19 protein-coding genes and 1 tRNA gene are annotated in these 24,016 nt (G+C 61.3%); 15 read left to right on the top strand and 5 right to left on the bottom strand.

Annotated features, from left to right (window positions below):
* Positions 1-173 precede the first annotated feature (173 nt).
* The 9 genes from ACOSV0_RS35185 to dhaK all read left to right on the top strand — a co-directional run bounded on the left by ACOSV0_RS35185 (position 174) and on the right by dhaK (position 9,950).
* Complete coding sequence (locus ACOSV0_RS35185) at positions 174-1,382, top strand: ABC transporter substrate-binding protein (protein ID WP_434112498.1); 1,209 nt, start codon at positions 174-176, stop codon at positions 1,380-1,382.
* A 92-nt stretch (positions 1,383-1,474) separates the two neighbouring features.
* Positions 1,475-2,335: a branched-chain amino acid ABC transporter permease gene (locus tag ACOSV0_RS35180; protein ID WP_434112496.1), complete on the top strand. Its 861-nt coding sequence runs from the start codon at positions 1,475-1,477 to the stop codon at positions 2,333-2,335.
* Positions 2,332-3,396, top strand: coding sequence for a branched-chain amino acid ABC transporter permease (locus ACOSV0_RS35175; RefSeq protein WP_434112495.1), 1,065 nt, complete (start codon positions 2,332-2,334; stop codon positions 3,394-3,396). The genes ACOSV0_RS35180 and ACOSV0_RS35175 overlap by 4 nt, the downstream gene beginning before the upstream one ends.
* Positions 3,393-4,160: an ABC transporter ATP-binding protein gene (locus tag ACOSV0_RS35170; protein WP_434112493.1), complete on the top strand. Its 768-nt coding sequence runs from the start codon at positions 3,393-3,395 to the stop codon at positions 4,158-4,160. The genes ACOSV0_RS35175 and ACOSV0_RS35170 overlap by 4 nt, the downstream gene beginning before the upstream one ends.
* Complete coding sequence (locus tag ACOSV0_RS35165; RefSeq protein WP_434112492.1) at positions 4,157-4,858, top strand: ABC transporter ATP-binding protein; 702 nt, start codon at positions 4,157-4,159, stop codon at positions 4,856-4,858. The genes ACOSV0_RS35170 and ACOSV0_RS35165 overlap by 4 nt, the downstream gene beginning before the upstream one ends.
* Before the next feature lie 32 nt (positions 4,859-4,890).
* Positions 4,891-6,171, top strand: coding sequence for a Zn-dependent hydrolase (locus ACOSV0_RS35160; protein WP_434112490.1), 1,281 nt, complete (start codon positions 4,891-4,893; stop codon positions 6,169-6,171).
* Entirely contained in the window at positions 6,168-7,658 is a 1,491-nt protein-coding gene (locus tag ACOSV0_RS35155) for a M81 family metallopeptidase (RefSeq protein WP_434112488.1), read from the top strand. Before ACOSV0_RS35160 ends, ACOSV0_RS35155 begins: the two co-directional genes overlap by 4 nt.
* Before the next feature lie 124 nt (positions 7,659-7,782).
* Positions 7,783-7,859: transfer RNA gene (locus tag ACOSV0_RS35150), tRNA-Val, on the top strand.
* A 357-nt stretch (positions 7,860-8,216) separates the two neighbouring features.
* A complete protein-coding gene (gene dhaK / locus ACOSV0_RS35145) occupies positions 8,217-9,950 on the top strand; it encodes a dihydroxyacetone kinase subunit DhaK (protein WP_434112486.1) in 1,734 nt (577 codons plus the stop codon).
* Here dhaK and ACOSV0_RS35140 read toward each other — a convergent pair.
* The gene (locus ACOSV0_RS35140; protein WP_434112485.1) at positions 9,854-10,768 is read right to left on the bottom strand and encodes an amidohydrolase family protein; all 915 of its coding nucleotides are present in this window, start codon (positions 10,766-10,768) and stop codon (positions 9,854-9,856) included. The genes dhaK and ACOSV0_RS35140 overlap by 97 nt on opposite strands.
* A 2-nt stretch (positions 10,769-10,770) precedes the next feature.
* Positions 10,771-12,069, bottom strand: a complete 1,299-nt coding sequence (locus ACOSV0_RS35135) for an MFS transporter (RefSeq protein WP_434112483.1) — start codon at positions 12,067-12,069, stop codon at positions 10,771-10,773.
* Positions 12,070-12,224: 155 nt separating this feature from the next.
* On the opposite strand from ACOSV0_RS35135, the gene ACOSV0_RS35130 reads away from it, so the two are divergent.
* Both ACOSV0_RS35130 and ACOSV0_RS35125 read left to right on the top strand, forming a co-directional pair.
* Entirely contained in the window at positions 12,225-12,968 is a 744-nt protein-coding gene (locus tag ACOSV0_RS35130; protein WP_434116010.1) for a GntR family transcriptional regulator, read from the top strand.
* Between the two features lie 180 nt (positions 12,969-13,148).
* Positions 13,149-14,459: an MFS transporter gene (locus tag ACOSV0_RS35125; RefSeq protein ID WP_434112481.1), complete on the top strand. Its 1,311-nt coding sequence runs from the start codon at positions 13,149-13,151 to the stop codon at positions 14,457-14,459.
* 156 nt (positions 14,460-14,615) lie between these two features.
* Here the strand turns inward: ACOSV0_RS35125 and ACOSV0_RS35120 are convergent, their stop codons facing one another.
* From ACOSV0_RS35120 to selD, 3 genes are all read right to left on the bottom strand, one after another.
* A complete protein-coding gene (locus tag ACOSV0_RS35120; protein ID WP_434112479.1) occupies positions 14,616-15,671 on the bottom strand; it encodes a permease in 1,056 nt (351 codons plus the stop codon).
* 29 nt (positions 15,672-15,700) lie between these two features.
* The gene (mnmH, locus tag ACOSV0_RS35115; RefSeq protein ID WP_434112478.1) at positions 15,701-16,768 is read right to left on the bottom strand and encodes a tRNA 2-selenouridine(34) synthase MnmH; all 1,068 of its coding nucleotides are present in this window, start codon (positions 16,766-16,768) and stop codon (positions 15,701-15,703) included.
* A 129-nt stretch (positions 16,769-16,897) separates the two neighbouring features.
* A complete protein-coding gene (gene selD, locus ACOSV0_RS35110) occupies positions 16,898-17,962 on the bottom strand; it encodes a selenide, water dikinase SelD (RefSeq protein ID WP_434112476.1) in 1,065 nt (354 codons plus the stop codon).
* A gap of 254 nt (positions 17,963-18,216) precedes the next feature.
* Between selD and fdnG the strand changes: the two genes are divergently transcribed.
* From fdnG to fdhE, 4 genes are all read left to right on the top strand, one after another.
* Positions 18,217-21,285: a formate dehydrogenase-N subunit alpha gene (gene fdnG, locus ACOSV0_RS35105; RefSeq protein WP_434112474.1), complete on the top strand. Its 3,069-nt coding sequence runs from the start codon at positions 18,217-18,219 to the stop codon at positions 21,283-21,285.
* A gap of 9 nt (positions 21,286-21,294) precedes the next feature.
* Positions 21,295-22,227 (top strand): formate dehydrogenase subunit beta, encoded by a 933-nt coding sequence (fdxH, locus tag ACOSV0_RS35100; RefSeq protein ID WP_434112472.1) that lies wholly within the window; start codon positions 21,295-21,297, stop codon positions 22,225-22,227.
* Positions 22,214-22,879 carry a formate dehydrogenase subunit gamma gene (locus tag ACOSV0_RS35095; RefSeq protein WP_434112470.1) on the top strand — a complete coding sequence of 222 codons (666 nt, stop codon included), beginning with the start codon at positions 22,214-22,216 and terminating at the stop codon, positions 22,877-22,879. The genes fdxH and ACOSV0_RS35095 overlap by 14 nt, the downstream gene beginning before the upstream one ends.
* A gap of 127 nt (positions 22,880-23,006) precedes the next feature.
* Positions 23,007-24,002: a formate dehydrogenase accessory protein FdhE gene (gene fdhE, locus ACOSV0_RS35090; RefSeq protein WP_434112468.1), complete on the top strand. Its 996-nt coding sequence runs from the start codon at positions 23,007-23,009 to the stop codon at positions 24,000-24,002.
* Positions 24,003-24,016 lie beyond the last annotated feature (14 nt).

The raw sequence follows: 24,016 nt of genomic DNA, 5'->3' as shown, positions 1-24,016 counted from the left end.
TGACACTCGAATTTATTGTACCTACGATCGAGTCCAACCTATTTATCATGATAAATAGAACAAAACCGGAGTGGTGGAAAACTTCTCGGTGGCCAGCAAGCTTCGTAGTCGTTCGTACAGTCTTTCAGTTTCGCAGCCGGTCAGTGCGTGTCTCTTTCTTAAGGAGCGTCATTTTGAATCGCCGAAATATGTTGAAGCTGGCCGCGTTGTCGGCCGTTCCGGGGACGTTGGGCTCGCTGGTTGCGCGAAGTGCGTTCGCGCAGGCCGGGGCCCTGCAGTTTGCCTGTCCGGTGCCGATGTCAGGCCCATTCGCCGCGAACGGCAAGTACGCCGATCTCGGCATGAAGCTCGCTATCGAGCAGTACGGCAAGGTACTCGGCCAACCGCTCGCGTACACGGTGCTCGATACCGAAGGCAAGCCCGCGACGGCCGTGCGTCGCGTGCAGGAAATCGCACAGCAGAAGAACGCGCGCTTCTTCGCGGGCGGTATTCTGTCCTCCGAAGCTTTGGCAATGGGCAAGGAAGTGCAGAAGGCCGGCGGCATCTTTATCACCACGGCAGGCGCGGACGAAATCACCGGCAAGGACTGCAACGACGCGACTTTTCGCTGGTCCGTGCCGACCTACGGTGCAATCGAACAGACCGTGCGCCCTTTGATTCAGATGATGCCGAAAGCAAAACGCTGGTACACCATCACGCCGCAATACGTATTCGGCGACGGTCTGCTATCGGCGGCCAAGGCGATTTTCAAGGAGAAGGGTATTGAGCATGTGGGCAATAGCTACCACTCGCTCAACGAGAAGGAATTCAGCGGCTATCTGACCAACGCAGTCGCCGCGAAGCCTGACGTCCTGCTGATTCTGAACTTCGGATCGCAATCGTCCGATACGTTGCGCCAGGCCGTGAGCTTCGGCATGAAGAACAATTGCACGATTCTGCTCGCATGGGCTTCCGGCCTGGAGCAGTTCGAATCGCTCGGGGCGGATCTGTGCGAAGGCGTCTATTTCGGCGCACAGTATTGGCATGACATCGACTCGCCGCTCAATCGCGATCTCGTCAAACGCAGCAATGCCGCGTTCAAGGCCAATCCCAATTACAGCCTCGCAGGTTCTTACATCTGCACAAAGATCTTGCTGGACGGCATTGTGAAAGCGGGCACGGTCGATCCAAAGAAAGTGGTCGCGACGCTCGAAGGTATGAAATATGACGGCTTGACCGGTCCGGAAGAAGTCCGCAAAGGCGACCATCAGGTACTGAAGAACTACTATCTGTTGAAGGGCAAGGCGAAGAACAAGATGAAAAACGCCGACGACTACGCGGATATCGTGAGCTCCGGCCAGTCGTTCCTGTCACTCGACAAGACCGGCTGCAAGATGACCTGACGCACCCGCGCCGCAGTGCCGCAGTGCCACACACGAGAGCACGGCACGCCCATGAGCGAAAACCCCATCGCTACCCCCTTTAGACGGACGCCATGAACGTTTATCTCCTGCAGATCGTCAACGGCATCGGAGTGGGAATGCTGTATTTCCTGCTCGCAGTCGGTTTGTCGATCGTGTTCGGCTTGCTACGCTTCGTGAATTTCGCGCACGGCGCGTTCTATCTGCTCGGCGCGTACTTCTGCTATCAGGCAATGCAGTGGTCGATGAATTTCTGGACCGCGCTCGTCGTCGTGCCGATCGTTGTCGGCGCGTTTGCGTGGGTCGTCGAAAAGCTGATCTTGCGGCACGTCTACGCACAGCAGCACGAGTTTCATATTCTCGTGACGGTCGGCCTCGCTCTCGTCGTGCAGGAATGCGCGATTCTGATCTGGGGCCCGCTCGGCGACAACGTGCCGGTTCCCGACATGCTGAACGGCGTGGTGATCTGGGGCAGCTTCGTGTATCCGAAATACCGTCTGTTCGTGATCGGATTCACGGCCGTGCTCGCCGCGCTGTTGTGGTGGGTGCTGGAAGGCACGCGACTCGGTAGCGCGGTGCGTGCCGGCAGCGAATCGACGGAGATGGTGTCGCTGCTTGGCATCAACGTGACGCGCGTCTTCAGCCTGGTATTTGCGCTGGGTGCCGCCACGGCTGCGTTGGCGGGCGTGCTCGCCGCACCGATTCGTGGTGTCGATCCGTTCATGGGCATCGAGGCGCTCAGCGTCGCGTTCGTGGTGGTAGTAGTCGGCGGGATGGGCAACTTTCTGGGCGCGCTAGTCGGCGGGTTGCTGGTCGGCATTGTGCAGAGCGTGATGAGTACGCTGTGGCCGGAGGGTGCGCGGCTGATGATCTATGTCGCGATGGCCGCGGTGCTGTTATTACGCCCGAACGGCCTGCTCGGGAGAGCGGCATGATCGATACCTCGAAACCTGCTGTTCATGACGCATCTTCCCGATCGGCTCAGCGCAGCTTGAAGCGCGCGTTGCATCGTTATCGCTTCCTATTGCTTGCGTTGCTGGTCGTGTGTGTACTGCCTCTCGCGCTGCGCTCCGGATCGCTTGCTACGGAAGTGCTGGTGTTCGCGCTCGCCGCACTCGGATGCAATCTGCTGCTCGGCCATACGGGTCTGCTTTCCTTCGGGCAGGGCATCTTCTTCGGGCTCGGCAGCTATTGCGCGGGTCTTGTCCTTACCAAAACGGCGATGCCAATACCCGTGGCGCTTCTTGCTGCGATCGTGATCGGCGCGGCTGCCGCCGCACTGGTCGGCTGGTTTTCGATCCGTCAGCGTGGCACGTACTTCGTGATGTTGACGCTCGCATTCGGGCAACTCTTCTACTTCCTCGCCTATACCACACCCGATCTGACCGGCGGCGACAACGGCTTGCTCGACATCCCACGCCCGGCACTAGGGTTGTTCGGCAAGGCACTTGTGCCGTTGACCTCGCCGTGGCAGTACTACGGTTTCGTCGCCGTGCTATTCCTTGTGGTGTTCTGGTTGCTGATGCGCGTCTCACATTCGGTATTTGGCCGCACATTGCTGGCGACTCGAGACAATGAAGCGCGTGCAGCCGCAGTCGGCTACGACGTCAAACGCTTCAAACTCATGGCGTTCGTGATCTCCGGCGCGGTGACAGGTCTCGCCGGTGCGCTGCATGCACTGATGACCGGCATCGCGCCACTGTCCAACATCGATTACCACACGAGCGAGATGATTCTCGTGATGACGGTGATTGGCGGTACAGGCAATCTGTTCGCGTCGGTGCTGGGCGCGGCGTTCTATGTGTTGTTTGCCGATTGGCTTTCCACGCTGTGGCCGCGCTGGCTGTTGCTGCTCGGCATCGTGCTGATCGCGGTTAGCCTTTTCATGCAACGCGGACTATGGGGTTTGGGCGAACGAATCTGGCAAGCACGGCGGCGCAACCCGTCCGCCGATACTGACGACGCAGGCAACCACACCGCCAGGGAGCGCGTATGAGCGAAGCGATTCTGCAGGCGAGCGGCGTGGTGAAACGGTATGGCAAATTCATCGCGCTCTCCGACGTCAATTTGCGCGTCATGCCACGTACCGTGCATTCGGTGATCGGTCCGAACGGCGCGGGCAAGACGACGCTGTTTCACGTATTGACGGGTACGTTACCCATCACCGAAGGAAAGATTGTCTTCGACGGTCATGACGTCACGCACGAACCCGATCACAAACGCGTGCGCCGTGGCGTCGCGCGTTCGTTCCAGGTGACGAGTCTGTTCGCCAATCTGAGCGTGCGCGAAAATTTGCGACTCGCCGCGCAAGGTGTCGACGCAGTGCGTGCGTTGAACGCGTGGACGCCGCCACATGGCGTGCTCACTCATGCGGACACGGTCGACGGTGTGCTCGAACGCCTCGCGTTGCAGCGCTTTAGCGAGTTGCCTGCAGGCGCGCTGTCGCACGGCCAGCAGCGCAGGCTCGAAGTCGGTATGGCGCTCGCTGCACGGCCCAAGGCGATCTTTCTGGACGAGCCGACGTCCGGCATGGGCATCGACGATCTCGACGACATGAAGCAACTGATTCGTGGTTTGCGCGACGATTACACCGTCGTGCTGATCGAACACAACATGGGCATCGTGATGGACATCTCCGACACGATCACCGTCATGCAGCAAGGGCGCGTGCTGGTGGAGGGGCGTCCGGACGATATTCGCGGCGACGAGCGTGTACGCAGCGCCTATCTCGGCAATATGATCACCGGAGGCCGTGCATGATTCTCGACGTGCAGAAGATTCACGGTTTCTACGGCAAGAGTCACATCCTGCAAGGTGTGTCCCTGCAAATCAACGATGGTGAAACGGTCACGCTGCTGGGTCGCAACGGTGCTGGTAAGTCGACTACGCTCAAAGCCATTGCCGGTGTCGTCGCACCGCAGCAAGGTACGGTGACGTTCAATGGCATGACAATCAACGGCATGCCGCCGCACAAGATCGCTTCGCGCGGTGTGTGCTTCGTGCCCGAACATCGCGGTGTGTTTCGTCTGTTGACGGTAGAAGAAAACCTGCGGCTCGGTGCGCGCAAGGATTCGCCGTGGCAACTCGACGATATTTACCGAATTTTCCCGCGCCTGAAAGAACGGCGCACGAACGGCGGCGCACAACTTTCCGGCGGCGAACAGCAGATGCTCGCGATCGGCCGTGCGTTGATGAATCATCCGCGGCTGTTGATGCTCGACGAACCGGTTGAAGGTCTCGCGCCGGTGATCGTCGAAGAGATCGTCGCGCAACTCAAGTTGATCCGTGACGCGGGCGTCGCGATTCTGCTGGTCGAGCAGAACCTGGAAGTCTGCACACAACTCGCGGATCGCCACTACATCATCGAACAAGGCGTGATCGTCTACGAAGGCAGCAACGCTTCGTTTGCCGCCGACGATTCGATCAAGGACCGTTATCTCGGCGTCGGCGTCGTCTGACGCGCACGCTGTCTCACCACGAGGAAGCATCGATGCAAGTTCATGAATCAACATCCGTCGGGACGCTCGCTGATCTGCGTATCGACGGCGCGCGGCTCTGGGACAGTCTCATGCAACTCGCGCAGATCGGCGCGACGGATAAAGGCGGTGTGTGCCGCCTCGCGTTGACCGAACTGGACCGCAAGGCGCGCGACCTGTTTATCGCGTGGGCGAAGGAGATCGGCTGCAGCGTGCGGATCGACGCGATCGGCAATGTCTTCGCGCGTCGCGCGGGTTTGCATGACGATCTGCCACCTGTGATGACCGGCAGCCACATCGATACACAACCTACGGGCGGTAAATTCGACGGCAATTATGGCGTGCTGGCCGGTCTCGAAGTATTGCGCACGCTCGCTGATGCCAACGTACGGACGCTCGCGCCGCTGGAAGTCGCGGTATGGACCAATGAAGAGGGCTCGCGTTTCGTGCCGGTGATGATGGGTTCAGGCGTGTTCGCCGGCGCGTTCACGTTGGAACATGCGCTCGAACAACGCGATCGCGAGGGAATTTCGGTGCGCGACGCGCTCGCGTCAATCGGTTATGCGGGCGAAAACGGCAAGCCTCATGCAGTCGGTGCGTATTTCGAAGCGCATATCGAACAAGGGCCGGTGCTGGAAGCACATGACACGACGATCGGCGTCGTACAAGGTGCGTTAGGCCAACGCTGGTACGACGTGACGGTGCACGGCATGGAAGCGCACGCGGGCCCTACGCCGATGGAGCTGCGACGCGACGCGTTGCTCGTCGCCGCGGATCTGATTCATGCGGTGAATCGCATTGCCCTCGATTACGCGCCGCATGGGCGCGGAACGGTCGGCTGGCTCGACGTGCATCCGAATTCGCGCAACGTGATTCCAGGCCGCGTCACGCTCACGGTCGATCTGCGGGCGGCCGACGATACGTCGCTCACTGAAATGGATGCCGCACTACGCGCAGCTTGCGCGGCCGCCGGTAAGCAGACAGGCATAAGCATCGACGTCGAGCAGGTGGTGTATTTCCCGCCCCAACCGTTCGCTGCAGAATTGGTCGCAGCGGTTCAGCAGGGCGCGGACACGCTCGGTTTTTCGTCGATGAACGTTATCAGCGGCGCCGGTCACGACGCCGTCTATCTCGCACGCGTCGCACCCGCCGCCATGATCTTCGTACCGTGCAAGGACGGCATCAGCCATAACGAAATCGAAGACGCGCGTGCGGATCACCTGGAAGCCGGCTGCAACGTGTTGTTGCAGGCCATGCTGAATGCCGCGCAAACGGCAGGGAGCACGCAGGTATGAAGATCCTGATTGCAAGGATGAATCACGAGACCAACACGTTCTCGCCGGTGGCTACGCCGCTGGCGGCGTTCGGCCGCAACGGCCCGAGCTACGGCGAAGACGCGTTCAACGAGAACAAGGGCATGCAGACGGCAATGGCCGCGTTCATCGACGCAGCCGAGCGCGAGCATGCCGAGATCGTGACGCCCATTTCCGCATCGGCGAATCCGAGCGGCCGGGTCGAGGCCGCCGCTTACAACGCGATCTGCGACGCGATCGTTGCGGCCGCAACGGGCTGCGATGCCGTGATGCTCGACCTGCACGGCGCGATGGTCGCCGGGAATTCGAACGACGGTGAGGGCGATCTGCTCGAACGCGTACGCGCCGCCTTGCCCAATGCGCCGATTGCGGTTGCACTCGATTTGCATGGCAACGTCACGCAAAAGATGATCGACAATGCCAACGTGATCGTCAGCTTCAAAACTTATCCGCACGTCGATATGTATGAGACCGGCGCGCATGCGGCGCGTCTGATGTTCGACCTGATCCACGGCAAGGCGAAGCCGGTGATCGCATGGCGCCAACCGCCGTTGCTCACGCATACGCTGCGCAGCGCCACTGCCGAAGGCGCGATGAAACGTGCCGTGGATGCCGCTCGCGCAGCGGAGGCTGACGGTATGCTCGCGGTGTCGGTGTTGTCAGGCTTCTCGCTAGCCGATATCGAGGCGCCTTGTATCAGCGTCGTGGTGGTGGCGAACGGCGAGCTTGAGCAGGCGGAAGCGGTGGCGGAACGCATCGCGCGGCAGATCTGGAGCGAGCGCGAGGATTTCGTTTATCGCAGCGCGCCGCTGGCGGAGTCGGTGGCGCAGGCCGCAGCGCTCGCGCAGGGCGCGGACAAACCGGTGCTGTTGCTCGATCATGGCGACAACTGCATGTCGGGCGGTACGTGCGACACGATGGATCTGCTGGAGGAAGCGCTCAGGCAGAAGCTCGAAGGAGTCGTCAGCGGGCCGCTGTGCGATCCGCAAGCCGTCGCGGCGCTGATGGCTGCGGGCGTCGGCAGCACGGTGACAGTGACGATCGGCAACAAGGTCGCAGACAGCGCGGTGACCCCGCGGCCGCCGGTTGCCGTGACCGGTGTGGTGCGAGCGCTGACCGATGGCGAGTACGTCATCAGCGGCCCGACCTACACGGGTCAGCGTGCGTTCATGGGGCGTGCAGCCGTGCTTGACACCGGCACGGTCAAGCTAGTGATGACCGAGCGCACTCACGAACCATGGGACCTCGGCGTATTCGAGAGCGTCGGTATCGATCCGCGCCGTGCGCGTTTTCTGTTGCTCAAATCACGCATGTACTGCCGGCCGGTTTTTGTACCGATCGCCGCTGCGTTGGTGGAGTGCGATAGCCGCGGCGTGACGAGTTCGGATTACGGGCTGTTCAAGTTCAAACACGTGAGGCGGCCGGTTTTTCCACTGGATACGCAGACCGAGTGGGCGTCGACGAACTGAAGCGAGTTGCGTGAAGAACCGCTCGGCGAACTGCGCGACGAAACGATGGACACCCGTTCGTGAACATACTTGCCGTGCGGGACTTGTGCGACGCGTTCGGAGTCTCTATAATTCGCGCCTCTAAAGGCTCGTAGCTCAGTTGGTTAGAGCACCACCTTGACATGGTGGGGGTCGTTGGTTCGAATCCAATCGAGCCTACCAACGCATAGATGACGCAGACGAAAACGGCTCCGCTTTCGTCTGCTGTCATGTTCTCGCGTTCCAGCCGCACATCGTCGTCGTGCGGCCGTTCTGTCAGTCTCTCCCTTCCGCATTGCCAATATTTCCCCACCGCTTGACTCGTTCGCTGATGTTTTCGCGTGCTCGCTGTCGTTGCATGTCGATGAGATTTCACTAGCGCGCGGTGGTCAGCATGCTGCGGGATTTGCGTGAGTCCGGCCGCCGCTTCACGTCGCATTCTTCCAATGCTTGGTACAGTTGAGCCTTCAGGTCTCGCAACTGCATAAACTGCCGTGAGCTCGCAGCGCAGAGCCGGCAGCTTAATAGGAAGCTGACGCAATGAAGAAGCTCATCAACCAGGTCTCCGCCGTCGTCCCCGACATGCTCGACGGACTCGCGGCGCTCAATCCCAATCTCTCGTTGTTGCAAGGCAGCACGATCGTCGTGCGCGCCGATGCTGAGTCCGTTGCCGTGCGTGGCGAAGTCGCGTTGATCTCGGGCGGCGGCTCGGGCCACGAACCGGCTCATGGCGGCTATGTGGGTCATGGCATGTTGAGCGCCGCGGTGGCGGGCGAGGTGTTCACGTCGCCCTCCACAGATGCCGTGCTCGACGCGATCCGCGCCGTAGCCGGCCCTGCGGGTGTGCTGCTGATCGTGAAGAACTACACGGGCGACCGCTTCAACTTCGGCCTTGCCGCCGAGATCGCACGTGCGGAGGGTATCCCCACCGAAATGGTGATCGTCGCTGACGACGTCGCCCTGACGGCGAGCGGTGATCACGCGGGCCGTCGCGGGCTCGCGGGGACCGTGCTGGTTCACAAGATTGCCGGCGCGGCTGCCGCAGCGGGGCGTCCGTTATCCGAGGTTGCACAGATTGCGCGCGACGTGGCCGCCTCGCTCGGCACGATGGGTGTCGCGCTCACGCCATGCACCGTGCCGGCGGCCGGCAAACCGGGTTTCGAACTCTCCGATGGCGAAATCGAATGGGGCCTCGGCATTCACGGCGAACCCGGCGTAGAGCGTGGTGCGATGGAACCGGCCGATGCGATCGTCGAAAGACTGCTGGCGAAGATTGCCGGCGACTTGTCGTTGCAACCGGGTGCGCGGGTGGCGTTACTGGTGAACAATCTCGGCGGCACGCCATCGAGCGAATTGAGCATCGTGGCCGGGTCCGCGCTTCGTTATCTGGGGGCACGCGGCATTCAGGTGGAACGTGCGTGGGCCGGTACATTCCTGAGCGCGCTCGAGATGTCGGGCGTTTCGTTGACGCTGCTGCGCGTGGACGACGAGCGGCTCGGCTGGCTCGACGCCGCCGCGCACACCAGCGCATGGCCTGCGCTGAGCGGTCGCGTCGCGCAGGTTTCCGTGCGGCCCGCACCCGCTACGCCCGATCGTACACACGGCGCGACGCTCACGCGCGAGGCGACGTTGCGTCATGTTATCGAAGCCGTTTGTGCGTGCCTGCTCGAGGCCGAGCCTATCTTGACCGACATGGATCAACGCGTCGGCGATGGCGACCTCGGCATCAGCCTGTCGCGTGGGGCGCGCGGCATTCTCCATGAACTCGATACCTATCCCGCGGAAACAGCACCGGGCGCGGTGTTGCGCAGTATGTCCGCAACAGTGCGGCGTGTGGTCGGCGGTACCTCGGGTCCGCTTTACGCCGTGATGTTGTTGCGCGGCGCGGTTGCGCTCGAACAAACGGGTGGGACGTCGGCGAAGGCGTGGTCGGCGGCGTTCAGTGAGGGTGTCGCCGGCTTGATGGCGTTAGGCGGGGCGCATCCGGGCGACCGCACCATGGTCGATGCGCTGAAGCCGGCTGCCGATGCGCTGCAAGCTGCGCTCGCCAAGCCGGAAGACAAGCTCGATGCGGCACTGAAAGCCGCGGTCGATGCAGCCACCGAAGGTGCGGCGCAAACAGCGTCGATGCATCCACGGCGCGGTCGGTCGAGCTATGTTGGCGATCGCGCGCTCGGTCACGTGGACCCAGGCGCGCATGCCGTGGCGTTGTGGCTCGCTGCGATTCGCGGAGCGCTCGCGCAGCCGTTTCCAGATTCCCGCTCGAATCCGTAGAACGCGGCAGGGGTTGTGCATAGAATCGTGTCGAGCACCGCTGTATCCAGACCGAGTTCCACTAGCGCCGATAACGACTGGCCGTAATTCATCACCTGTTCGTACTGAGTGTGGGGCCAGTCGCTTCCCCACATCAGCCGCTCGGCGCCGAAGTGCTCGACAAGCTGATTCGTTGCCTCACGCATAAAACCAGAACCGGGAGCCGCGCATCGGTAAGCGCCCGAGACCTTGACCCACACGCGACCGGTTTTGCCATACCCGAGCAACGTCTTGAAGCCGGGATCGTGAATCCCTTTCTCAAGGTCGGGTCGTCCAAAATGATCGACGACCACAGGTATCCCGGCCTCCAGCAATCGGTCGAGCATCGGCGGAAGGTCCTGTGCATTCCGGTGTAGTTCGACGTGCCAACCTAGTCTCGACAATCGCTCGAGCAACGGTTTCCATGATTGCGCTGCGAGATCCGGCAATGCCTGTTCGATCAGGTTGAGCCGTATCCCCGTTATGCCTTGACCATGCAGTTCGGCCAGCTCTTCTTCGGAAACATTGGGCGCGACCACTGCTACGCCTCTCAAGCGGCGCGTGTCTCGGGACAAGGCTTGCAGAAGGTAGCGATTGTCCATTCCAAGAAAGCTCGGCTGCACCAGAACCGCGCGCCCGATGTCGTGCGCGTCAAGCAGTTGCAAATAGCTGTCGAGCGTTGCGTCGTAGCCAGGTGCGTAGCGCCGGCCATCCGTGAGCGGCAAACCTCTCTGAAAAACGTGCGCGTGAGTATCCACGCGGCAAGACTGAAGCGGGGCGAGCGATGCGGGCGCACTCATGGTCAGCTCCGCGGCGGGTCCAGAGTCAACCGCGCATTGTCGACAGCATCGGGTGTGGATTCAGGCGCCACGCCACGCAGACGCTTGCCGCGCGTTTCGGGAAGCAGCAATACAGTGATCATCGCGAGGCCGTAAGCAATGGCCGCGTCGATGCCGATTGCCATACCGAGCGACATCGAATGACTCATGTAGCCGACGAGAACAGGAAAGCCCGCCGAGGCGATCCGTCCGAAGTTGTAGCAGAATCCGACGCCCGTGCCGCGCATGTCGGCCGGATACAGTTCGTTGAAAAGCGGGCCGAGGCTCGCCGGGATGCCCGCGGCGAACAAGCCGAGTGGGAAGCCCAGCACGAGCATTTGCGTGTTGGTCAGCGGCAGCATCACGTAAGCGAGAACCGTAACGATGCAGCAGAACGCGAAGAGGGCGATGTTGCGCCGGCGGCCAATGCGGTCGAGCAGATAGGCGCTCGCCATACAGCCGCACCAGAAAGCCACGATCACAACCGCCAGATAGCCGCCGGTGTTCAGGACCGACAAGTGCCGTTCCTTGGCAAGAAAGGTAGGCAACCAGCTCATGATCGCGTAGTACCCGCCGTGAGCGCCGGTGCCTAGCACGGCGCCGATCACGGTAGTCCGGAGCACGCGCGGCTGGAAGACCTGGGTTATCTGCATGAGCACCGAGGTCCTGGGTGCCGAGCTTGCCGGCGCGACGCGTGCCGGTTCCTTCAGATTGCGGCGCACGAATAGCACCAGGCCGGCCGGCACCAGGCCGACAGCGAACATCACGCGCCATGCCGTATCCGACGGCAGCCAGGAGAACACGGCGGCATACACCAGCACGGCCGCGCCCCACCCAACCGCCCAGGCGCTTTGCACGGCACCCATCGCCTTGCCGCGGTGTTCGGTGCGAATGGTTTCAGCCATCAGTACCGCACCTGCCGCCCACTCGCCGCCGAATCCGAATCCTTGCAGCGCCTTGAGAATCAGGAGTTGCGGGAAGTTCTGGGCGAACGCGCAGAGAAAGGTGAAGCCGGCGAACCAGAGGATCGTTATTTGCAAGGTCCGGACGCGCCCGATGCGGTCCGACAACGCCCCTGCGATCCAGCCGCCGAGTGCCGACGATATCAACGTCACGCTGCTGATCGCGCCGGCCTGCGTATGGTCGATGCCGTACGCGGCAATGATCGCGGGGATGGCGAGCGTGAACATCTGCACGTCGAGCGCGTCGAGTCCCCAACCCGCAAAGCACCCCCAGAAGGTGTTGCGTTCGAGGGGCGTGCCTTGCTTGTACCACGTGAACATAGCCGTCTCCGTCATGCTTATCATGTAGTCATATATATGACTGTATGAATGGTGGCCGCAAAGCCGGGAAAAGTCATTGAGTATTAACCCTTGCTCACGTTGCCGCGGCGGGATGTTGTACAGTAGTTACTCCTCTGAACAACTATATGATTACTATGGAAACGGCTTCTTTCGTAACCAAGCCGGATGGCCGGTTGCCCCGTTATCAGCAATTGCGCGACGACCTGGTTGGCCGTATCGCCGCAGGTGAATGGGCGCTGGAGGAAGCCATCGCCACAGAGGCCGAGTTGGGCCAGTTCTATAACGTCTCCACCGGAACGGTTCGCAAGGCGATTGATCAGCTCGTTGTCGACGGCGTGCTTACGCGCAGCCAGGGCAAGGGCACTTTCATTCGCCGGCCTCGCTTCGATTCGTCGCTGTTTCGCTTCTTCCGTTTCAAGTCGCGCGATGGCGAGCCGGTGCGGCCGACCGCGCGCGTGCTCAAGCGTGAAATCGTGAAACCAGGCGAAGAAATCCGCTCTACGTTGCGGATGAAGGCCTCCGAGAAAGCGATCCATCTATCGCGTGTGCGCCTGATCGAGGGCCAGGCGGTTCTCTCTGAAGAAATCTGGTTGCCGCGCGCGCGGTTCGAACCTTTGGCCACGTTGCCGCTCGGCGATTTCGAGGACTTGCTGTATCCGTTGTACGAGCGTCTTTGCCGGCAGATCGTGGCGTCCGCTACGGAAATTCTAAAAGTAGAACAGGCCACTTCCGATGATGCCTCGCTTCTCGATGTAGCGCCCGGCAGCCCTGTGATTCAGGTCCACCGTATCGCGTCCGACTTCGCGGGCACGCCGTTCGAATGGCGCAGCACGCGCGGAGCCGCCACGACGTTTCAGTATCAGGTGGAAATTCGCTGAGCCAGCGCCGCCAGGATCGCCGGGGACTACGCGCCTATTCGGGTATCACCTCATGGTGTCCGATGCCAATTCATATAAACATATATATGACTACATCATATCTGGCCGTTTTCTCGACGTAGCGGCTGCGATGCCGCCTGGCGAGTGTCGATGGCGGCCGGCGAGAAAACCGGAGCGGACATGTCTACGCAGGCAGGATTTGAGCAGCAGGTAATGAGGAAGATGGCGTGGCGGCTGATGCCGCTTCTGATCGTCATGTTTCTGATTTCGTTTATCGACCGCCAGAACGTCGGTTTTGCCAAGCTGGAGATGGTGCACGCGCTCGGCATGACGGAAGCTTCATACGGGCTGGGGGCCTCGCTGTTCTTCATCGGCTACCTTATCTTCGAGGTGCCGAGCACGCTGGCGCTGCATCGCTTCGGCGCGCGGACGTGGCTCGCACGCATCATGATGACCTGGGGCGTGGTCACGGTGCTGATGGCGTTCGCGCGCTCGCTACCCGTCTTCTATTCCTTTCGCTTTGCGCTGGGCGTGGCGGAAGCCGGTTTTTATCCCGGCGTCATCTACTACCTCACGCAGTGGTTCCCGCAAAGCTATCGCACCAAAGTGCTGGGCTTCTTCACGCTGGGCAGTTCGCTCGCCAACATGCTGGGCTCGCTGGTCGGGGGTCTTCTGTTGACGCTGGGCGGCACGTGGGGCTTCGCAGGCTGGCAGTGGGTGTTTATCGCCACCGGCATTCCTGCGATTCTGGTTGCGTTCGTCGCGCTCAAATTCTTGCCGAATTCAGTGCAGGACGCGCCGTTCCTTTCGCCGCAGGAGAAGGACGTCGTCATCGCCGCGCTCAAGCGGGAAGCGTCGGATGAGGCCAAGGCGACACGGCCCTGGGGCGCGTTGCTCGATCCGAAGGTTCTCATGTTCGCGTTGACGTATATGCTGATGTCGACGTCGCTGTACGGGGTGACCTACTGGATGCCGACGCTGCTGAAAAGCGATGGCGTGTCGTCATCGCTGAACGGCGTGTTGAACATGATTCCGTGGGCGCTTGCGACACTGCTTCTGCTGTGGCTGCCCGGCAAGCTCAAGCGTGAGCGCGTCGTCCTGAAGGCGATGAGCGTGGTGGCCGGCATTGGTGTTGTTTGCTTCGCGTCGAGCCTCGTTCTGCCGACCGCGTCGATGCGCTTTGCCGCGCTGTGTCTGGGCGGAGCGTGTATTCCCTTGCTCTATCCGTGTTTCTGGTCGCTGCCGCCGCGGTTCTTCTCCGGCGCAAGAGCGGCGGCGAGCGTGGCGGCGATCAACGCGATCGGCAATCTCGGCGGCTTTGCCGGGCAGAACCTGATGCCTTATGTCGGCAAGGTGGCGCACAGCCATGTTGCACCGATGCTGGTGCCTACGGCGTGCCTGTTCGTGTTGGGGATCGGCACGGCGCTCGCCGCGCTGATCGGCGCACGTCGCAGGATGACGCTCGAATCGGCGACGATTCGTTCGACGTAGGTTGCTTCGTCTGCTTCGTCAGGGACGGAGCAGATCGAAGCCGGCCAGCGCGACGACTCCGCTAACGACGATCAGGGCCACCGAGTGCTGTCCGAAGTAGAGAAGCCCCGCGGCCGACCAGCTCGTTAGGCAGAATGCTGCAATACGTTTCATCGTTTAGAAGCCCAAAGCGATAGCCAATAACCCACTGACTACTCCGCAGACAACCACTGCCAGCGTCACCACCGTCAGCACGCGTCTGGGAAACGAGCGGCCGAGCATCGCCATGGAAGGCACGCTGATCAGCGGCAATGTCATCAACAACGCGCCGGCTGGTCCGGCGGCCATGCCGAAGGAGAGCATGGCCTGAATGATCGGCACTTCGCCGGCGGTCGGAATCACGAACAACGTGCCCGCGATCGACAAGGCAATGATCCACAGCAGACTGTTGTCGATGCTGGGTCCGATGTGCGGGAACAACCATGCCCGCGCTGCGCCGAGAATCAGCACCAGCACGATGTACTCAGGAATCAGCCGCAGCGTCATGGTTCCGAGGATTTTCACCCAGCGCGTGAATGCGGTGCCGGGATCGTCGCTGGTAACCAGTTGCGCGATGGCTTCGCGCGACGCTTCGGCTTCCTTCGGCGTGACCATGCGGTTCACCAGATAGCCGAGGCCGAACACCATTACGAGGCCCAGCGCGAGCCGCAAGCCCATCCATTGCCAGCCGAGCACGAAGCCCATGAAGATCAGCGTGGCCGGATTCAATGCAGTATTGCCCAGCCAGAACGCGATCGCCGCGCCCGGCGCCGCCTGGCGGGCGCGCAAGCCGGCCACGACCGGCGCTGCGCAACACGTGCACATCATGCCCGGCAACGACATCAGGCCGCCTTTCACCACGCTGCTGAAGTCGGTCCGGCCGAGCGCCCGCGCGACCCACTGCGGCGGAATCAGCGCCTGTACCGCCGAGCCCAGCAGAAGGCCCAGCACCATGGCTTGCCAGATCGCCTTGCCGTAGGCCAGCGCGTAATCGAGGGCCGCTTGCCACGACGCCGCCGGCGCGCTCGACGCCGTGCCCATCAGGATCGACTTGCCGATCGAATGCTGGCTCGCGGCGACGAAGGCGCGGTTGTAGTACGGAAACCACTTCACATAGAAAAGGCCGACGACGGCGATCAGCAGAAACACGATCCAGCCAAGGGCGACACGGGGCTGCCGAAGGGTTGATTGCATGATGAATGGTCTTAAACGTTGGTTTTTAGTCAGATGACAGCGAGCGAGCTGTTATCGAGCTGGGCAAGCAGAGCCTTTGCCTGCTCGACGACATCGGCGTCGTTGGGCCGAAAATTCATGTGCAACGCGCGCGGCAGGTGAACGAAATGCTGATGGCTGCTGCGCGCATAGGCCGGATCGTAGTGCCGTTCGATCAGCTCGCGAGCCAGTTCGGCGCGGCTATTTTCATCGACGAGATGTTGCCAGCCCGTCACCCGCTCCCGGCTATGCAAACCGATCATCTTCTGCAGTTGCGCTTTCAGCGATTCGGGATCGTCGAACAGGTGCGCATAATCGCGCAGCAGGAACGCCGCGCGGTCTTCGTGGCTCGATGATACTTCGACGCAGGCGCCCTGATGAAACGTATCGAGGAGCGCGAGCGGCAGCGCAATCGAACCGATCCGCCGGCTCTCCGCTTCGACGAATACCGGCCGTTTGGGGTCGAACGTGCGCAGGGCGGTCACCAGCAGCGTGTCGAAGCGCTTTTGCGACGGTTGCGCAATGCCTGCCCATGCGCCCAGCAGCGAACCGCGATGCGCAGCCAATGCCTCGAGATCCAGCGTTTGCGCGCCCGCCTGATTCAGCGCGTCGAGCAGGCGTGTTTTGCCGCTGCCGGTCGGGCCGACCAACGCGATGTAGTTGAACTTCTTCGGCAACGAATCGAGGGTGTCCAGTGTCGCGCGCCGATAGCTTTTATAGCCGCCGTCCAGTTGACGTGCCGGCCAGCCGATCATATTGAACAGCGTCGTGACCGAACCCGAACGTTTCCCGCCGCGCCAGCAATAGATCAGCGGCCGCCAGTTGCGCGGCCGGTCGGCGAACGTCGTTTCCAGGTGATGCGCGATGTTGCGCGCAACCAGCGCCGCGCCGATCCGCGTGCCTTCGAAGGGCGAGACCTGCTTGTAGGTCGTACCGACCAGGACGCGCTCTTCGTTGCTCAGTACAGGCGCATTGAGCGCGCCGGGGATATGGTCTTCGGCGAATTCGAGCGGCGTGCGCACGTCGATGATTTCATCGAAATCACCGGCTTGGTCGAGGCTGACGAGTAGATTTTTCAAGGGGTTACGAACGAAACAGACCGGCGGGAGAAGCGAAATTATCGCATGCGCGGTGAGTACGGGCCGGCGGGCGGCTCAGCCTGGCTTCCAGCACCTACGGTTCGCTCCGTCTATCAGCCGGTTTGCTTCTCAGATCACCTCGACCTGCTTTTCTCCGCTGACCATTTCGCCGATCACGCGCGCTTCGTCGAAACCGTCGGTGCGGAACAGGGCGAGCACCTCGTCGACCGCTTCCGGCGCGCACGAAACCAGCAGACCGCCGGAGGTTTGCGGATCGGTAAGCAGGGTGCGGGCAGTCGAGGGCAATGAGCCGGGCAGAACAATGTCTTTACCGTAAGCGTCCCAGTTGCGCCCGGAAGCACCGGTGAAAATGCCGGCTTCCGCAAAGCTGACCACCTCCGGTAGCCAGGGCAGATCCGCATAGCGCACGCGGGCGGTCAGATTCGACCCGCGCGCCAATTCCAGCGTATGGCCCAGCAAGCCAAATCCGGTGATGTCCGTGAGGGCATGTACGCCGTTGAGCGCGGACAGCGCCGCGCCGGGCCGGTTGAGCTTGGTCGTGGCCGCGATCATCGCGGCATAGCCGTTTGAATCGAGCCGGTCTTTTTTCAACGCCGCCGACAGCACACCCACGCCCAGCGGCTTGCCGAGGATCAGCACGTCACCCGCCCGCGCGCCGTCATTGCGTTTGACACGCCGCGGATCGACCACGCCGATCGCAACCAGGCCGTAAATGGGCTCCACCGAATCGATCGAATGGCCGCCGGCGAGCGGAATGCCGGCTTCGGCGCAGACGGACTCGCCGCCCTTCAGCACCGCCGCGATCACGTCGTGCGGCAGCACATTGATCGGCATGCCGACAATCGCCAGCGCCATGAGCGGCTTGCCGCCCATGGCGTAGACGTCGGACAGCGCATTGGTTGCGGCGATGCGGCCGAAGTCGAACGGGTCGTCGACGATCGGCATGAAGAAGTCGGTGGTGGCGACGATCGCCTGTTCGTCGTTGAGCCGGTAGACGGCGGCGTCGTCGGCGGTATCGTTGCCGACCAGCAGATCGGGAAAGAACGGCAGCGGCGCGCTCCGCTTGAGCAGATCGGCGAGCAGGCCGGGGGCGATCTTGCAGCCGCAGCCTCCGCCGTGCGACAGGCTGGTCAGGCGGGGCGAATGGCTTGCGGCGGGGAGGATATCGGTCATTGTGGTGCGGATTTCGGGCTTCGAATGATCGCATTATGGCGGTTGTTCACGCGCGGCGCAGAACATCGGTGCCCGCGGCGTTAGCCGTTGCGGACGCAATCAACTGATGCAAGGGGAATAATGCCCGGTTTCGTCTAAACCGGTTGTGGTATTTCATATTTGACGGTATGAATTAGGTGGGCAGTCTCGCTGCAGGACTTCATATGGGCTTCTATAATCGTTATCAGTATCCCGAAAAAAGCCGAGGCCAATACATGACCCACATGTCCCGGCGACAGTTTCTGAAGGTCTCCGCCACCACGCTCGCCGGATCAAGTTTGGCCCTCATGGGCTTCTCTCCGGCACCCGCGCTAGCTGAGGTCCGTCAGTACAAACTGTCGCGCACAACTGAAACTCGCAATACCTGCCCGTATTGTTCGGTAGGCTGCGGCATCCTGATGTACGGACTTGGCGACAACGCCAAGAATGCAAAATCCAGCATCATCCACATTGAAGGCGATCCCGATCACCCGGTGAATCGCGGCACCTTGTGCCCGAAGGGCGCGAGCCTGATCGACTTCATCCACAGTCCGAGCCGTCTGAAATACCCGGAGTACCGCGCGGCCGGATCGAACGAGTGGAAGCGGATTTCCTGGGAAGACGCGCTCGACCGTATCGCCAAGCTGATGAAGGAAGACCGCGATGCTAATTTCGTCGAAACGACGGAAGACGGCAAGAAGGTCAACCGCTGGCTGACCACCGGCATGCTCGCAGCATCGGCCGGTAGCAATGAGGTGGGATATTTGACGCACAAGACTGTCCGCAGTCTTGGCATGCTCGCGTTCGATAATCAGGCACGTGTCTGACATGGCCCGACGGTGGCAGGTCTTGCCCCGACGTTTGGCCGTGGAGCGATGACGAACCATTGGGTCGACATCAAGAACGCGGACGTGATTCTCGTGATGGGCGGCAATGCGGCCGAGGCGCACCCGTGCGGTTTCAAGTGGGTCACGGAGGCGAAGGCGCATCGCAAGGCAAGATTGATCGTGGTCGATCCGCGCTTTACGCGTACGGCATCGGTCGCGGACTACTACGCGCAGATTCGAACCGGCTCGGACATCGTGTTCCTGGGCGGGGTGATCAACTATTTGCTCACCAATGACAAGATTCAGCACGAGTACGTCAAGAACTACACGGATATGCCGTTCATCGTGCGCGAGGATTTCTCGTTCACGGATGGCCTGTATTCCGGCTACAACGCGGATAAGCGCAGCTACGACAAGGGTTCATGGGATTACGAGCGCGGCGACGACGGCTTTGCCAAAGTCGATCCGACGCTGCAGGATCCGCGCTGCGTCTACCAGTTGATGAAGCAGCATTACTCGCGCTATACGCCCGAGCAGGTCGAAAAAATCTGTGGTACGCCGAAGGAAAAATTCCTGAAGGTGTGCGAGATGCTGGCGTCGACAGCCGTTCCTGGGCGCGCCGGCACGATCCTGTACGCGCTCGGCTGGACGCATCACTCGGTCGGCTCGCAGATCATCCGCACCGGCGCGATGGTGCAATTGCTACTGGGCAACATCGGCATTGCGGGCGGCGGCATGAATGCGCTGCGCGGCCACTCGAACATCCAGGGCTTGACCGACCTCGGCCTGATGTCGAACCTGTTGCCAGGCTACATGACCTTGCCGATGGAAGCCGAGCAGGACTTCGACGCGTACATCAAGAAGCGCGCGAGCCAGCCGTTGCGCCCGAACCAGCTCAGTTACTGGCGTAATTACCGGGCGTTCCACGTCAGCTTCATGAAGTCGTGGTGGGGCGATAACGCGACCGCCGAGAACAACTTCGGGTTCGACTATCTGCCAAAGCTCGATAAGTCATACGACATGCTGCAGGTCTTCGAGCTGATGAATCAAGGCAAGATGACCGGCTACATCGCGCAGGGCTTCAATCCGCTTGCCGCGGCGCCGAACAAGGCGAAGATCGGCGCGAGTCTGGCCAGGCTGAAGTGGCTCGTCGTCATGGATCCGCTCGCCACCGAGACCTCCGAATTCTGGAAGAACTTCGGCGAATTCAACGACGTCGATCCGGCGACGATTCAGACGGAAGTATTTCGATTGCCGACCACGTGTTTCGCGGAAGAGCGCGGCTCACTCGTCAGTTCCAGCCGCGTGTTGCAGTGGCATTGGCAGGGCGCGGACGGCCCGGGCGAATCGAAGAGCGACCTGGAGATCATGTCGGGGCTCTGGCTGCGCATTCGTAAGGCTTATAAGGAGAACGGCGGCAAGTATCCCGATCCGATTCTCAACATGAGCTGGCCGTATTCGAACCCGGAAAGCCCGACGCCTGAAGAAATCGCCATGGAGTTCAATGGCAAGGCACTGGCTGATGTGACCGACGCCACCGACAAAACCAAGGTGCTTGCCAAACAGGGTGAGCAGCTGGCGGGCTTCGCCCAGCTTCGGGACGACGGCAGCACCGCGAGCGGCTGCTGGATATTCTGTGGTGCGTGGACCCAGGCGGGCAACCAGATGGGCCGCCGCGACAACTCCGACCCGACCGGCATCGGCAACACGCTGAACTGGGCGTGGGCGTGGCCTGCGAACCGGCGGATCCTGTACAACCGTGCTTCGTGCGACGTCAGCGGCAAGCCGTTCGACTCCACGCGCAAGCTGATTGCGTGGAACGGCAAGGCGTGGACCGGAGCGGATGTGCCCGACTTTAAGGTAGACGAACCGCCTGAAAACGGGATGAATCCGTTCATCATGAACCCGGAGGGCGTCGCACGTTTCTTTGCGCGTGACGGTTTGGTGGAAGGGCCGTTCCCCGAACACTACGAACCATTTGAAACGCCGCTCGGGTACAACCCGCTGCATCCCGACAACAAGGCGGTGGTCAGCAATCCGGCGGCGCGCGTGTTCCCGGACGATCGGGCCGCCTTCGGCACGCATGAGAATTTCCCGCATACGGCGACCACTTATCGTCTGACCGAGCATTTCCACTACTGGACCAAGCACGCGCGTTTGAATGCGATCGTGCAGCCGCAACAGTTCGTGGAGATCGGCGAGGATCTGGCGAAGGAGGTGGGCGTGGTTGCGGGGGATCGAGTGAAGGTGTCGTCCAATCGCGGGCACATCATCGCCGTGGCGCTCGTGACCAAGCGGATAAAACCGCTCATGATCGAAGGGAAAAAGGTCCAGACAGTCGGGTTGCCGCTGCATTGGGGCTTCAAGGGGCTCGCGAAGCCGGGCTATCTCGTCAATACGCTGACGCCTTCCGTGGGCGACGGGAATTCGCAAACACCGGAATTCAAGTCGTTCCTCGTCAAGGTCGAAAAGGCATAAGGAAAAGAGATGGCACTGCAATCACTGGACATCAAACGCCTCTCGGCCACGACCTTGCCTGAACCGCAAGTGCGTGAGCCGGTGACGGGCACAGTCGCCAAGCTTATCGATGTATCGAAGTGCATCGGCTGCAAGGCGTGTCAGACAGCCTGTATGGAGTGGAACGATCTGCGTGACGAGATCGGCACGACGACCGGCATCTATGACAACCCGCGCGATCTGTCGGAGCATTCGTGGACCGTCATGCGGTTCTCGGAGTACGAGAACACCGAAGGCGATCTCGAGTGGCTGATCCGCAAGGACGGCTGCATGCACTGCGAGGATCCGGGCTGCCTGAAGGCCTGTCCTTCGCCGGGCGCGATCGTGCAGTACACGAACGGCATCGTGGATTTTCACGAGGAAAACTGCATCGGCTGCGGCTATTGCATTACCGGTTGCCCGTTCAACGTGCCGCGCATTTCGAAGAAGGACAACCGCGCATACAAGTGCACGTTGTGTTCGGATCGCGTGGCTGTCGGTCAGGAACCGGCATGCGTGAAAACGTGTCCGACCGGCGCGATCATGTTCGGCACCAAGGAGGATATGAAGCAGCAGGCGGCGGATCGGATTGTCGATCTGAAGGAGCGCGGTTTCCAGAACGCCGGCCTGTACGATCCTGCCGGCGTGGGCGGCACGCATGTGATGTACGTGCTCCATCACGCCGACAAAGCCAATCTGTATCACGGCTTGCCGCAGAATCCGAAGATCAGCGCGATGGTTTATCTGTGGAAGGGGCTGGCGAAACCGCTGGCGCTGGCCGGTATCGCGTTTGCCGCGTTGGCGGGGTTCTTCCACTACACGCGCGTCGGCCCGAACGAGGTGACGGAGGCGGATGAAGCCGAAGCACAGCACGAAGCCGATGAAGCACGCCGTTCGCGGGAGGCATCCGATGAAGCACGCTGAAAATCACGAGCACGTAGTGCTGAAAGACGCGAAGGGCAACAGTCTGATCCAGCGCTATACGCCGAATGAACGGACAAATCACTGGATCACCGCCATCACGTTCGTCTTGCTGGCGCTGTCCGGCCTCGCCATGTTTCATCCGGCGATGTCGTGGCTGTACGCGATCTTCGGCGGCGGGCAATGGACGCGAATTCTGCATCCGTTCGTCGGCTGCGTGATGTTCCTGTCGTTTCTGATTCTTGCGTTGCGTTTCTGGCACCACAATTATCTCGACCGCGCGGACATTCAGTGGATGAGGCAGATCGACGACGTGCTCAACAATCGCGAGGAAAAGCTCCCCGCGATCGGAAAGTACAACGCCGGTCAAAAGCTGCTATTTTTCACGATGGTGGTCTGCCTGCTGCTGTTGCTGGCGAGCGGCATCGTGATCTGGCGGCGCTACTTCTCGTTCTATTTCCCGATCGAGATTATCCGTCTCGCGGCGCTGGTTCATGCCGCGGCGGCGTTCGTGCTGATCGTGGGTATCGTCGTGCATATTTATGCGGCGCTGTGGATCAAGGGATCGATCGGCGCGATGACGCGTGGTACCGTGACCTACGGTTGGGCGAGAAAGCATCATCCGAACTGGTTCAAGGAAATAATCGACAAGTAGGATCGGTAGAGGATAGGGGAAAAAAGCGCGGCGCAACTTGCCGCGCATAGCACGCCGAGCCGCCGCCCTTGTTCGATGAACGGTGGCGGTTCTTCAGTTCCCAGCGCAGTTTTCAGAGGTCGACACTTTGGTTCAACGCATTCTTGAAGCCGGCGATATCGAATCGCTCGATCACACCGCGATTCCCCGCATCCGTACGCCGGAACGGCTGGTGGTTTTTTCGGCGCGCGCCGCGCGGTTGCGTCAGCTCGCCGCGCGCAGCAATCCGATTGCCGGCTATTTGCGCCTGATGGCCGTGCTGGCGGATGCACAGCAAGCCGTGATCGCCGGCTTCAAGGCGAAGCCGCTCAGTGCAGAACTGATCGCGAGCGCGCAACAACATTCCATGCCGCTGATTCCCGCGCTCTCCGGTGTACGCGATCCGGCGTGGCGCGACGTGCTGCGTCAATTACTCGACAAGGTGGAAGCCGCGGGTCCGCTCACGCCGCCGCTCGAGGCGCTCGTTGAAAAGCTGCGAACGCTCGATCAAGCCACGCTCGACATCCAGGCCGACGCGATCTTCGCGCAGCGTTTCGGGGAGGTCGATCCGGCGAGCGCACCGTTCATCATGGCCGCACTGCAAGTGGTATGGACCGACCTCGCTGCCGATATCGACAAGCGCGAAGTGCCGTACCTCGAAACACCTGGCCTGTGTCCGGTGTGCGGCTCGCATCCGGTGGCGAGCATGGTGCGCGTGGGCGGCGCGTATGACAATTACCGCTACCTGCAATGCGGTCTGTGCGCGACAGAGTGGCACATGGTCCGTTCGAAATGTTCGAATTGCGACTCGACCAAGGGCATTGCCTATCACGCCCTCGGCTCGCAAGACGCTGACGAGGCCGCCCGGGAAGCCGATTCGAGGAATGCGTTTCTGAAGGCGGAATCGTGCGACGAATGCCATACTTACCGGAAGATCGGCATTCAGTCGAAGGACTACGATTTCGAACCGTTCGCGGACGATCTCGCGAGTCTCACGCTGGACCTGCTGATGGGAGCGGAAGGTTACCGGCGCGCGTCGCCGCATCCGTGGCTATGGCCGGAGCAGGCCGACAGCGCGGCTGAGTCTTCCGGCGTATCGGGCTGAAGCGCGACAAAAAA

Source organism: Paraburkholderia caffeinilytica, from assembly GCF_051027425.1.
GTDB lineage: Bacteria > Pseudomonadota > Gammaproteobacteria > Burkholderiales > Burkholderiaceae > Paraburkholderia > Paraburkholderia caffeinilytica_A.
The sequence above is the reverse complement of the archived record's forward strand: the minus strand, read 5'-3'. Positions and strand labels throughout refer to the sequence as shown.

Coding starts and splice junctions, on each gene's coding strand:
- fdxH (WP_434112472.1), top strand. CDS start 21,295: ATGGCACTGCAATCACTGGACATCAAACGCCTCTCGGCCACGACCTTG.
- ACOSV0_RS35120 (WP_434112479.1), bottom strand. CDS start 15,671: ATGCAATCAACCCTTCGGCAGCCCCGTGTCGCCCTTGGCTGGATCGTG.
- ACOSV0_RS35140 (WP_434112485.1), bottom strand. CDS start 10,768: ATGAGTGCGCCCGCATCGCTCGCCCCGCTTCAGTCTTGCCGCGTGGAT.
- ACOSV0_RS35135 (WP_434112483.1), bottom strand. CDS start 12,069: ATGTTCACGTGGTACAAGCAAGGCACGCCCCTCGAACGCAACACCTTC.
- ACOSV0_RS35165 (WP_434112492.1), top strand. CDS start 4,157: ATGATTCTCGACGTGCAGAAGATTCACGGTTTCTACGGCAAGAGTCAC.
- ACOSV0_RS35155 (WP_434112488.1), top strand. CDS start 6,168: ATGAAGATCCTGATTGCAAGGATGAATCACGAGACCAACACGTTCTCG.
- selD (WP_434112476.1), bottom strand. CDS start 17,962: ATGACCGATATCCTCCCCGCCGCAAGCCATTCGCCCCGCCTGACCAGC.
- ACOSV0_RS35170 (WP_434112493.1), top strand. CDS start 3,393: ATGAGCGAAGCGATTCTGCAGGCGAGCGGCGTGGTGAAACGGTATGGC.
- ACOSV0_RS35095 (WP_434112470.1), top strand. CDS start 22,214: ATGAAGCACGCTGAAAATCACGAGCACGTAGTGCTGAAAGACGCGAAG.
- ACOSV0_RS35125 (WP_434112481.1), top strand. CDS start 13,149: ATGTCTACGCAGGCAGGATTTGAGCAGCAGGTAATGAGGAAGATGGCG.
- ACOSV0_RS35175 (WP_434112495.1), top strand. CDS start 2,332: ATGATCGATACCTCGAAACCTGCTGTTCATGACGCATCTTCCCGATCG.
- ACOSV0_RS35130 (WP_434116010.1), top strand. CDS start 12,225: ATGGAAACGGCTTCTTTCGTAACCAAGCCGGATGGCCGGTTGCCCCGT.
- ACOSV0_RS35180 (WP_434112496.1), top strand. CDS start 1,475: ATGAACGTTTATCTCCTGCAGATCGTCAACGGCATCGGAGTGGGAATG.
- dhaK (WP_434112486.1), top strand. CDS start 8,217: ATGAAGAAGCTCATCAACCAGGTCTCCGCCGTCGTCCCCGACATGCTC.
- ACOSV0_RS35160 (WP_434112490.1), top strand. CDS start 4,891: ATGCAAGTTCATGAATCAACATCCGTCGGGACGCTCGCTGATCTGCGT.